Consider the following 10,630-nt stretch of genomic DNA (forward strand, 5'->3'; position numbering starts at 1 on the left):
ACGAGATGACGACGCGCGAGACGAGGGAAGGCCGAAAGGTCGGGGGGGGGCGGCAATGGGTCGCCCTGGCCCTCCTGGTCCTGGGGATGGCGGTGACGGGCTGCGGGGGCGGCGCCGCCGTGCGGGTCGACTGCGACTACGGGTACGCCAAGGACGCCCTCTCGTTTCGGCTCGCGGCGTCCCCGGACCTGAACCTCTACAACAACCAGCCCCACACGGTGGTGCTGGTCTTCTATGCCCTCTCCGATCCCAACTCCTTCAACCAGCTCCTGGAGTCCTCCGACGGCATCGGCAGGCTCCTGGAGGGCAAGCGCTTCGACGCGAGCGCGCTCTCCCCTCGGCAGATCGTGGTCCAGCCGGGGGAGACCAAGGAACTCGTCATGGACCGGGTCCAGGGCACCCGCTACGTGGGGGTGGTGGGCGGGTTCTACAACCAGCAGGCCCAGAGCTTCAGCCGACTCTACACGGTGCCCACGAAAAAGCTCACGACGCTCTTCGGGAAGGAGAAGGCGTGCGTGACCGAGCCCCTCGCGGTGGACCTGGAGCTGGGGAGCGACGGGTTCGTGGGCCCGGGGGAGGCCAGGCCGTGAGCCCCTTCGGTCCCCGCGCCTCGCACGGGAGTGCCGACGCCGCCCCCGGGAGGAGCCCCCGATGAACCAGGGCCGGCCGATCTACTGGCACGAGGGGGTCTTCTTGCGCCCCCAGCACTTTCAGCAGCAGGACGACTTCCACGACGCCAAGCTCTGGGCGCTGGCCGGCGCGGGCCGGCCCTACCCCTGGGGGGTGCGGACGCTGGCGGTGGCGGAGCCCGCCCTCAAGAGCCAGGTGTTCGAGGTAGCCTCGGGCGAGCTTCTCTTCCCCGACGGGGCCCTGGTGCGCCTGCCGGGAAACGCCCGCCTCAAGCCCCGGTCCCTCGAAGGCCTTTGGGACGCCTCGGGAAAGCCCCTCTCGATGTACGTGGGCCTGCACAAGCTCGCCCCCGAGGGGGTCAACGTGGCCGAGGAGGAGGGGGGCGAGCGGGAGGAACGCCGGTACGCGGCCTCCAACGGCGACACCTCCACCCGCGACCTCTACGCCCGGGGGGAGGGCCAGCCGATCCTCTATCTGGAGTACCGCCTGCGCCTCTTCGTGGAGGACGAGGCCGCCGAGGCCACCGACTACCACCTGCTCAAGATCGCCGAGGTTCAGCGCTTCGGCAATGACGTGCGCCTGGTGCCCGGGTGGGTGCCCCCCCTGGTGCACGTGGCCGGGTCGGCCCACCTGGTGCGCGAGCTCCGGGATCTGGGGGAGCAGCTCACCGCCCACGCCCACGAGCTGGCCCAGTACAAGCACGGCCGCGGCGTGGAGGCCCCCGACCTGGGCTCCCGGGATCTCCTGTACCTGCTCGCGCTGGCGGCGCTCAACCGGTGGGTGCCCCGGGTGCGCCAGTACCTGGAAACCGGCGAGGTCTCCCCCTGGGAGTTCTACGCCCTGCTGCGCCAGCTCGTGGGCGAGCTCTCCACCTTCTCGAGCCGTTACGACGCCTTCGGGGCGCTCGCCGACACCCCCGGCGACGAGGGCCTGCCCCCTTACCGGCACACGGATCTCGGCCGGTGCTTCGGCGAGGCGTGCGGGGTCGTGGCCCGGCTCCTGGAGGAGCTCACCGCCGGACCCGACTTCGTGGCCCCGCTGCTCTTCGACGGGACCTACTACGCCGCCGACGTGCCCGACCGGATCTTCCAGGGCCGCAACCGTTACTACCTGTGCGTGCGCAGCGAGCTGGAGCGGGAGCAGGTGGTCGGCACCCTCCAGGCCATCGCCAAGCTCGGCTCCCGGGAGTACCTGCCGCTGCTCATCGCCCGGGCCCTGCCCGGGGTGGCGCTCCAGGAGCTCCCCACCCCCCCCAACGAGTTGCCCCGGCGTCCGGGCAGCCTATACTTCGCCGTCGAGAGCCACGGCCCCGCCTGGGACGCCGTGAAGGAAAACGCCAACGCGGCCATCTACTTCGAGACTCCCCCCGGGGAGATCGAGATCGAGCTGATGGTGATCTATGAAAAGTAGCGAAGCGTCCGGCGACGTGGCGGGCTGTTTCGTCGACCTGCTCGCCTACGTCTTCTTCCTGCGCTGGATCTGCGCGCGCAAGCAGCCCGAGTTCGCCGCCGTAAAGACCCGCGTCGACCAGCTCATCGACGACAGCGCGCGCCGCATGCGCGCAGCCGGCATCGACCCCCGCGACTACGACGACGCGCGGTTTGCCGTTCTCGCCTGGGTGGACGAGACCATCCTCAACATGCCCTGGGGCCAGCGGGAGCAGTGGACCCGCTCGCTCCTCCAGGTGCGCTACTACAACACCACCAACGCGGGAGAGGAGTTCTTCGAGCGGCTCAACCGCCTGCGGTCCGACGAAAAGAGCGTGCGCGAGGTCTACTACCTGTGCCTGAGCCTGGGGTTCCGCGGGCGCTACCACGACGACGGCGACGAGTTCCTGCTGGAGCAGCTGCGAAAATCAAACTTGAAATCGATCCTCGGCGCGAGCCGCGAGCTCAACACCTATGCCGCCGAGCCGGCCTTCCCGGGCTCCGGGGATACCGGTCTCGGGGGCGCGGGCCGCAGGCCCGCGGGGAGGTTCTGGACCCTGCCCCGGATCGCCCTGGCGGCGGCCCCTCCGGTCTTCCTGGTCCTCCTCTTCGTCGTCTACCACTTCGTGCTCGACGGTGTGGTTGAAAATCTCCTGACCCGGGTGCAGGGGTGAGTGCCATGAAGGCGCTGCTCAAGGGAGTGCTGGTGGGCGGGGTGACCCTGGCGGGGGGCTCGGCCGCCCTGGCCGCCTACGTCTTGGGGTGGACGCCCGTCCAGGCCGGCCTCCTCTTCGGGGCGGTGGCGGTGCTGGGGGCCGCGGGAGTGGTGCTCATGCGCCTTCTGCGCGCCCGGCGCAAGGCGGCCCTCCCCGAGGCTCCATCGGCTGCCGACGCCGGCCCCCGGGGCAAGGAGGCGGCCGAGCGGCGAAAGGCCCTGGACGCCCGGTGGAAGACCTTCGTGGGCCAGCTTCGCCGCGCCAAGGTAAAGGGACGGGGCGACCCCGTCTACGCCCTCCCCTGGTACCTCTTCCTGGGGGAGGACGGCGCCGGCAAGACCACGGCCGTCGAGAACAGCCTGCTCGCGGTGTCCGGAGGGCAGCCTCCCCGGGAAGAGCCCCAGGCGGGGGGCAGCTTCGGCTGGAGGGTCCTGGAGGAAGGCATCGTCCTCGACGCCCCGGGCCGCTATGCCTTTCCCCGCGATCCACTGGACGAGGCCGAGTGGGCGGAACTGTGCTCGCTGCTCGTGCGCACCCGCAAGGAGGAGCCCCTCAACGGCGTGCTCCTGGCCGTACCTGCGGGGGCGCTCCTGAGCCGGGGCGACGACGAGCTCAGGCGCCAGGGGGCCGCCCTGGGCAAGCGCCTGGACGAACTCACCCGCACCCTGGGGGCGGTGGCGCCGGTCTACGTGCTCGTCACCCAGTGTGATCTCGTAGGGGGCATGGCCAGGTTCTTCGGGAACCTGCCCGAGAACGCCTTTGCCGGGGCCATGGGCGGCCTCAACGACGACCGCGCCCTGGAGCGCCCCCAGGAAGCCTTCCCCGAGCAGGTGTTCGGCCGGCTCTACCGGGACCTGCGCCAGCTTCGCCTCACGCTGTTGGGCGACGTGCCCCCCGACGAGGTCCACCCCCAGGCCGTGCTCTTCCCCGAGGAGTTCCTGGAGCTCAAGGCCCCTCTGGGGCGGTTCCTCGAGGGGGTCTTCGAGAAGAACCCCTACCGGGAGCCGCCCTTCTTTCGGGGGCTCTACTTCACCAGCGCCCGGCAGGCGGGCACCCCCGCCTCGGCGTGCCTCACCCGCCTGGGGCTCCAGGACGAGATCCTGCCCCTGGCCGGGGAGAGCCGAAGCCTCTTTCTCAAGGACTTCTTCGGGCGCGTGCTGCCCGGAGACCGCGCGCTGGCGGCCCCTACCTCCCGGGCGCTGAGCTGGCGGCGGCTCACCCAGAACGCCGCCCTGGCCGGGTGGGTGCTCGCCTGCGTGGCCGTGGGGGTGCTCTTGAGCCTCTCCTTTGGCCGCAACCTCTCCACCGTGCGCAAGGTGGACCGGGAGATCCCGCCCCGCCCCTACCTGGGGGCGGAGTTCGGGCCGAACGTGGAGCTGGCCGACCAGCTGCGCGCCACCGTGCGGGAAGCCCGGGAGAGCGGGCGGGCCGGCGTGCTCCCCCGCCTGGGACTGACCCAGGGGGAGGATCTGGCCGACCGCCTCGCGGCGGTGTTCGTGGAACGCTACCGGGCCGGCGTCCTCGACCCCCTGGACCGGGAGCTCGACCGGGGCCTCCTGGCCGTGAGCGACGGCAAGGACCCCTCGCGGGTGGCCCGCTACGTGGACTACCTCTCCAAGCGCACCAAGCTCCTGCGGCTCGCCGCGGAGGGGGAGCGCTCCGAGGAGGCTCTGGCTGCCGCCGAGCAGCCCGACTTCGGGCTGGTCCTGGCGCTGCCCGGGGGCGCCGCGGCGCCCGCCCTGGCCGAGCCGGTGGAGCGTGGCTACGGCGCCTACCTGGCGTGGCGTACCGACCCGGGGGGAGCGGCCAAGGATCTGGAGGCCGAGCAGGCCCGCCTGGCAAACCTCCTCGCCCAGAAGGCCGTGGGGTTTGCCTGGCTCGTGGAGTGGGCCAACCTGCAAGAGTCCCTGCGCCCCGTCACCCTGGCCGTGTACTGGGGGGCCGAGCCTCCCCCAGCCGCCGGCGGAGGAAGACCGGTCCTGGTCGAGCCGGCCTACACGCCCCCGGGCTGGCAGGAGATCAGCGGGTTCATCTCCACCATTTCCCGTTCGGTGGCCGGGGGCGAGGGGCTGGGGGCGGCGCTGAATGCCTTCGAGACCTCCTACCGCACCCAGTACCTGGCCCAGTGGGAGCGCTTCCTGCGGGAGTTCAGGCAGGGGGCCGGAGGCTGGACCGGGCGCCAGAAGAGGATCGAGCTCGCGGGCCGCCTGGCCGGTCCCGAGTCTCCCTACCAGCGGGTCATGGCCGACGCCGCCGAGGGCCTCGCCCCCGCGGTGGGCCTGGCCAAGACCCTGGACGACGTGCCCGAGTGGGTCTCGCTCCTCTACCGCTGGGAGCGCCTGGGGAACCCCGAGTACCAGAAGGCCCTCAAGGGGGCCGAGGGGGTGATGGGGCGCCTGGTGAGCCGGGGAGGCAAGGTGCTGGCCGACCTGCGGGCGCGCTTTTCCGGGCAGGCCGACGAGGCCCGGGTGGTGGAGCAGGACACCCGGGGCGTGGCCTTGGTGGCGGCGTACCAGGAGAGCCTGCGGCAGATGGCCGCCGCGGTCCAGGCCCCCGCCGCCGCCTACCAGGCGGCGCGGGAGGCCTATGTGGAGGCCGAGACCCGGGTGGGCGAGCCCCAGCAGCCCGTCTCGCGAAACGCCTGGGCCCAGGCCCGGCTCTCCTCGCTGCTGTCCCAGGGCAGGCCCCGGGAGGCGGTGTTCTGGCAGCTCCTGGCCGAGCCGACGTCCCAGGTCTGGGGGGTCATGCTCGACGAGGCCCAGGTCCACCTGCAGCAGCGGTGGGAGGCCGAGGTCCTGGCCGAGGCGAAGACCTTCACCGGCTGGGAGCAGGTGGGCGCCCTCCTGGGGGAGGGCGGCAAGGTGTGGGCCTTCCAGAGCCAGTATGTGGACACCTTTGTCGCCAAGGACCCCCGGCGGGGCTTCGTGCCCAAACGCCTGCACAACGACTCGCTGACCTTCTCCGGGGGCTTCCTGGGGGTGTCGAACCTGGGCAAGCTCGGCGGCAAGGCCTTCGAGCGCAGCTACCGGGTGCAGATCGCCGCCGTGCCCACCTCGGCCAACCCCGGCGCCACCGTGCAGCCCCACCGCACCCGCCTGGTGCTCCAGTGCGCCGCCGAGAACCAGGAGCTCGTCAACCTCAACTACCCCATCGAGAAGACCTTTTCCTGGACCCCCGGGGAGTGCTCCGACACGGTGCTGGAGATCGCCGTGGGCGACGCCGTCCTGCTCAAGCGGTACTCGGGCCACGACGGCTTTATCGCCTTCCTCAAGGACTTCCAGGCCGGCACGAGAACCTTCCGCGCCGAGGAGTTTCCCCCGGAGCAGAGCCGCCCCCTGGCCGGCTACCAGGTGCGAAACCTCACCGTGGGCTACACCTTCAAGGGCCACGCCGAAGCCCTGCGCCTGGCCGTCTACGATCCCAACGCCGTGCCCGCCGCCCTCTTCGAGTAGGGACCGCTTCTCCCCAACTTTCTCTCTCCCGGACGGGGGAGCGGCGTTTGACAAGAAGCTCCCCGGGGTCGTCGCAGTTCTCTCCTCGACGATCGACCGGCCCCCCGGGGGGCGGCCTCAGGGGGCGATGATGGGAATGGCCAGGCGGCCCTTCTTGCGGTATACGCGGAAGTGGCCGTCCGTGGTCAGCACGGCGCTTGCCGGATTGAGCTCGGCCATCCGCACCAGGCAGGCATCTGCGAGGGACATGGGCTGGTCCGCGTACCGCGCCATGAGATCGCGAAGCCGAGGCACTTCGCCCGCGAGGCGGTATGAGAGCTCCACGATTCCCCGGGCCACCAGTTCCAGCGCGGCGTCCGGGCCGGAGGGCAGCCCCCGGAGCAGGAAACAGGCCTCGGAAAGCACGGCCTCACAGGTGAGAAGAGGGGGACGGAGCTCGGCCAGTCGGGTCCGCGCCCACCCGTGGTGCACGTCGCGGCGGTTGAGGAAGGCCACAAGGGGGCCGGTGTCCAGTATCGTCGGGGCGTTCACCGTCCGTAGCCTTCCAGGTGGTCTTCGTTGCAGGACAGGTCCGGAGGGCCTTCGAGACTGCCCGCCAGATCCGCTGCCAGGTCCAGCACCGATCCCTGGGCCGCGCGCTCCCCTTCGCGCAAGAACGCCTCCAGCGCCTGCCGGGTCAGGGCCGACTTGGTGCCGCCCCGCCGAGACACGGCAGTATCGAGTTTCGCGTCGAGGTCGTCTGGAATCTTGAGGGACAGGGTCTTCATCGGGAACTCCTGTATTACTGGTTTGCGTTCTGGATAATACCGCACGGCCGCCTGGGCGGCAAGCCCCTTAGCCCGACGGCGGGGCATACCTCTCGCGGTACTCCTTGACCTCCACCTTGCGGGCGGTGTTCTCCGAGCTCATGGTGCGTACGGTGCCGAAGACGGGGCGGTCGGGGGGCCAGGGGCGGTCGTAGCGGCCCAGGCACCAGGCGATGCCGGTGAGCGAGTTGGGGTCGCGGCCGTCCAGGGCGTAGCGGTCGTTGAGGTGCAGCAGGGTGTCCCAGGCCTCCCGGGGGCTCGGGGTCCACTCCAGGATCTTCTTGCCCCAGAGCATGCGCAGGTAGGTGTGGATCCGGCCCTCCCGCAGGAGCTGGGTCTGGGCGGCGTTCCACAGGGGGTCGTGGGTGGCGGCGGCCTCGAGCTCGTCCCGGGAATACCGGTACGGGCGCCGGTCGGCGGCGTGGCGCTCCAGGGCGGCCCGGGCCCAGGGGGGAAGGCTCTCGTAGCGGTCCCAGGCCGCGCCCCGGGCGCAGCCGTTGAAGCCGAGCTCGCGCCAGACCACGAGCTGGTCCAGGAACGCCTCGGCGGACTCCCCCACGCCCCACCAGCCGGTGCGCTTGCCCGTGGCCTTGGGGCCCAGGAGGTCCTCGGACCAGCCCTCGTGCTCCATGACCGCCGCGAAGACCTGGTGGGGGCAGAGGTGGCCGAAGTGGAGGTAGGGGGAGAGCCCGCTCGTGGCGTCCCGGTCGGGGTGGTTTCGGTCCTCGGCGTAGCGGGGGAGGCGCGCGGCGATGAACTCCCGAAGCCGCTCGCGGCCTGCCCGCTCCCCGCCGGTGCATGGGGCGGGGGCGACCCGGTGGTCGATGGGGAAGGCGGCCAGACTCGCGCCGGGGCGCAGGAGGGAGGGGGGGGCTTCGGGCCAGCGCTTCTGCACGTCTTCCGGGACCTCGGCCCGGCCGGGGAGGTCCCCCAGGGGGTTCGGGACGGGCAGGGCGAGGTGCTCCCGCAGGGTGCGCTGGAGGAACCGGCGAAAGTCCACGGCCCGGCCGAAGGGCCGGTCGGCAGCCCCCAGGGGGAGGAGGCCGTTGGCGTCCACGGCCTCCACGAGGACCGGGAGCCGGGCTGCGGCGGCGGCCACCATGCGGGGGAGGAAGAAGGCCGGGGAGTCGTCGGCCACCACCAGGCATGCCCGCTCGGCCAGGGCGGCCAGGAGCCTCGTGCCCTCGCCTGGGAAGGGCTCGGCGTAGGGGCGGTAGGCGATGCCGGCCTCGCGGAAACGCTCCCGGTTGTCCCCCATCCCGTCGAGGACGAACCGGTGGAGCCGGTCGCTGGCGTGGGGATAGGCGCACCGCAGGGCCTCGAGGACGAGGAGCGGCCTTCCGAGCTCCCGGGCGCGCTCGCCGGCCTGCTGGAGGGCGAAGTTCCACGACGCCCGGCGAAAGGCGGTCATCCAGTAGAGGACGTACTCCCCCTGCCGCCGGATGCCCTGCCGGTTGGCCGCCCGCACCCGGTGCGCCGGGACGGCGCCTACGGCTCCCGAGCTCACGGGACGCTTCCCCCGGCGTTCCCCCCAGGGCTTTCCCCGCTGCTCCCGCCGAAGAGGCGGCGGGCCAGGGCCCGGGGGAGGTCCCGGTAGAGCTCCGCCAGGTACTTGAGTTCGTTGGCCTTCTTGGCCGCCGCCGCGGCCGCCCCGTGCAGGCCGAAGCCGTAGAGCACGCCGACCCCGTCGAAGTCGCCGAAGCCGATCATCTCCCCGATGGGGCGGTAGCGGGAGGGGCGCAGGGGGCGCAGGGTCTCGTAGCGCCACAGGTTCTCGGCGGCCAGGGCCCCGTGGTAGACGGCCCGCTGGGCGCTCCCCAGGTTGGCGAAGGAGTCCCGGCTGTCCACGGTGGCGAAGTCGCCTGCCGCGAAGACCTCGGGGTAGCGGGAGCTCTGAAGGTATCGGTTGACCGTGAAAGGACCTTCGGCTTCCAGGCCCTCGAGCTCCACCCGGCGCACCCCGCTGCACCAGACCGTGAGGTCCGCCTCCAGGCGCCGGCCGTCCTCCAGGACCACCGCGCCCTCCTCCACCCGGGCGACCCCTGCGCCCAGGAGGAGGGCGACCCCCCGGTCCGCCAGGTACCGGGCCACGTAGCGGCGCTCCCTCTCCCGGCATTGGGAGCGGGCCATGACCTCGGGGCTCTGCTCGACCACGGAGATCTCGCAGGTCTCCCGGGGGGCGAGCTGCCGGAGCATGGCCGCCACTTCGAGGCCCTCGATACCGGCCCCGCACACCACGGCCCGACGGCGCACTCCCTTTCGGCCCAGGCCGAGGGCGGCGATCCTACGGGCGCAACGGTCGGCGGCCTCGTAGGTCTGGAGGGACTCGGTGTAGCGGTCGGCCCCCTCTACCCCCAGGTACGTGGTCCGGCCCCCCAGGGCCAGGAGGAGCCGGTCGTAGAGGTGCTCGCCGGAGTTCCCGACGACGACCCGGCGCTCCAGGTCGAGCGCGCGGATCTCCTCCTGCACGTACTCCGCCCCCGAGGCCGCCGCCAGGGGGGCCAGGGGCAGCCGCACCAGGAACTCCCGGCTTCCCATGACGGCCCGCTCGTGGAAGCGGGTCTTGATGGTGTGGTGGGCCGAGGCGTCCAGCAGGACCACCCGGCGGTGCCGGCGGCCGGGAAGGCGGGCCAGCGCCCGCAGGGCGGCGAGGCCGGCGTACCCTCCGCCCAGGACGAGGAGCGGACCTTCGGTCATGTCCCTTGCCCCTTTGCTCGCCCCCCCAGGTCTGCCAGGGACGCCCGGGCCGCGTGGTACCCGCACATCCCGTGCACCCCACCCCCCGGCGGGGTCGAGGCCGAGCACAGGTACCAGCCCGGCACCCCGGCCCGGTAGGGGTGGAGCGACGGCGCGGGGCGGGCGAAGGTCTGCCGCAGGTCCTGGACGCCCCCCCCGATGTCGCCCCCCACGTAGTTGGGGTTGTAGGCCTCCATCTCCCGGGGGCCCAGGGCGCTGCGGGCGAGCACGCATTCCCGGAACCCCGGGGCGAAGCGCTCCACCTGGGCCTCGATCCGGTGCGTCTCGTCCCGGGCCCAATCGCTGGGGACGTGGCAGTAGGCCCAGGCGGTGTGCCGGCCCGCGGGGGCCCGGGTCGGGTCAAACAGGGTGGGCTGGACGAGGATGACGTAGGGGCGCTCCGAGATCCGGCCTCGCCAGGGGGCGCGCTCGGAGGCGGCGATCTCCTCGAGGGTGCCCCCCAGGTGGACCGTGGCGGCCCGCCGGCACTCGGTTGCCGCCCAGGGGATGGGCTCGGAGAGCGCCCAGTCCAGCTTGAAGACGCCCGGGCCGTGGCGGAACCGACCCAGCGCCCGCCGGTAGGAGACCGGGAGGCGGCGCCCCCCGAGGGAGACGAGCCGGCGGGGCGACACGTCCCACAGCGCGAGTCTGGCGGGGGGCAGGTCCTCGGCGCGCTCCACGGGGGCGCCCGCCCGGACCGTGCCTCCCAGGGACCCGAGGTGGGACGCCAGGGCGTCGGCGAGCCCCTGGGAGCCCCCCCGCACCAGGGGCCAGCCGGCGGCGTGGCCCGCCGCCGCAAGGGTGAGGCCGAAGGCCGCGGTGCCGGCGGTCTCCAGGGGAAGCACGGCGTGGGCGGCGAGGCC

The 10,630-nt window shown here is 72.6% G+C and carries 9 protein-coding genes; 4 read left to right on the forward strand and 5 right to left on the reverse strand.

Annotated features, from left to right (window positions below; translation table 11 throughout):
- Positions 1-5 precede the first annotated feature (5 nt).
- From tssJ to AB1578_00380, 4 genes are all read left to right on the forward strand, one after another.
- Positions 6-590 (forward strand): type VI secretion system lipoprotein TssJ, encoded by a 585-nt coding sequence (gene tssJ, locus AB1578_00365; GenBank protein ID MEW6486353.1) that lies wholly within the window; start codon positions 6-8, stop codon positions 588-590.
- A gap of 61 nt (positions 591-651) precedes the next feature.
- Positions 652-2,040, forward strand: coding sequence for a type VI secretion system baseplate subunit TssK (gene tssK, locus AB1578_00370; GenBank protein ID MEW6486354.1), 1,389 nt, complete (start codon positions 652-654; stop codon positions 2,038-2,040).
- Positions 2,030-2,731, forward strand: coding sequence for a DotU family type IV/VI secretion system protein (locus tag AB1578_00375; GenBank protein ID MEW6486355.1), 702 nt, complete (start codon positions 2,030-2,032; stop codon positions 2,729-2,731). The genes tssK and AB1578_00375 overlap by 11 nt, the downstream gene beginning before the upstream one ends.
- 5 nt (positions 2,732-2,736) lie before the next feature.
- Positions 2,737-6,225 carry a type VI secretion protein IcmF/TssM N-terminal domain-containing protein gene (locus AB1578_00380; GenBank protein ID MEW6486356.1) on the forward strand — a complete coding sequence of 1,163 codons (3,489 nt, stop codon included), beginning with the start codon at positions 2,737-2,739 and terminating at the stop codon, positions 6,223-6,225.
- A 117-nt stretch (positions 6,226-6,342) separates the two neighbouring features.
- On the opposite strand, the gene AB1578_00385 is transcribed toward AB1578_00380, so the two are convergent.
- The 5 genes from AB1578_00385 to AB1578_00405 form a co-directional block, all read right to left on the reverse strand.
- On the reverse strand, positions 6,343-6,756 hold the full coding sequence (locus tag AB1578_00385; protein MEW6486357.1) for a pilus assembly protein: 414 nt from the start codon (positions 6,754-6,756) through the stop codon (positions 6,343-6,345).
- A complete protein-coding gene (locus AB1578_00390; protein ID MEW6486358.1) occupies positions 6,753-6,992 on the reverse strand; it encodes a ribbon-helix-helix protein, CopG family in 240 nt (79 codons plus the stop codon). The genes AB1578_00385 and AB1578_00390 overlap by 4 nt, the downstream gene beginning before the upstream one ends.
- A gap of 67 nt (positions 6,993-7,059) precedes the next feature.
- Positions 7,060-8,538 carry a deoxyribodipyrimidine photolyase gene (locus AB1578_00395; GenBank protein ID MEW6486359.1) on the reverse strand — a complete coding sequence of 493 codons (1,479 nt, stop codon included), beginning with the start codon at positions 8,536-8,538 and terminating at the stop codon, positions 7,060-7,062.
- Complete coding sequence (locus AB1578_00400) at positions 8,535-9,728, reverse strand: FAD-dependent oxidoreductase (protein MEW6486360.1); 1,194 nt, start codon at positions 9,726-9,728, stop codon at positions 8,535-8,537. The genes AB1578_00395 and AB1578_00400 overlap by 4 nt, the downstream gene beginning before the upstream one ends.
- Positions 9,725-10,630, reverse strand: a 906-nt coding sequence (locus tag AB1578_00405) for an NAD(P)/FAD-dependent oxidoreductase (GenBank protein MEW6486361.1), incomplete at its 5' end; no start/stop codon positions are given. The genes AB1578_00400 and AB1578_00405, both read right to left, overlap by 4 nt.

The organism is Thermodesulfobacteriota bacterium, assembly GCA_040756475.1.
In the GTDB taxonomy this organism is placed as follows: domain Bacteria; phylum Desulfobacterota; class Deferrisomatia; order Deferrisomatales; family JACRMM01; genus JBFLZB01.

Bases quoted from the DNA above. Each gene is read 5' to 3' on its own strand.
- tssJ (MEW6486353.1), top strand. From the start codon at position 6: ATGACGACGCGCGAGACGAGGGAAGGCCGAAAGGTCGGGGGGGGGCGG.
- tssK (MEW6486354.1), top strand. From the start codon at position 652: ATGAACCAGGGCCGGCCGATCTACTGGCACGAGGGGGTCTTCTTGCGC.
- AB1578_00375 (MEW6486355.1), top strand. From the start codon at position 2,030: ATGAAAAGTAGCGAAGCGTCCGGCGACGTGGCGGGCTGTTTCGTCGAC.
- AB1578_00380 (MEW6486356.1), top strand. From the start codon at position 2,737: ATGAAGGCGCTGCTCAAGGGAGTGCTGGTGGGCGGGGTGACCCTGGCG.
- AB1578_00390 (MEW6486358.1), bottom strand. From the start codon at position 6,992: ATGAAGACCCTGTCCCTCAAGATTCCAGACGACCTCGACGCGAAACTC.
- AB1578_00400 (MEW6486360.1), bottom strand. From the start codon at position 9,728: ATGACCGAAGGTCCGCTCCTCGTCCTGGGCGGAGGGTACGCCGGCCTC.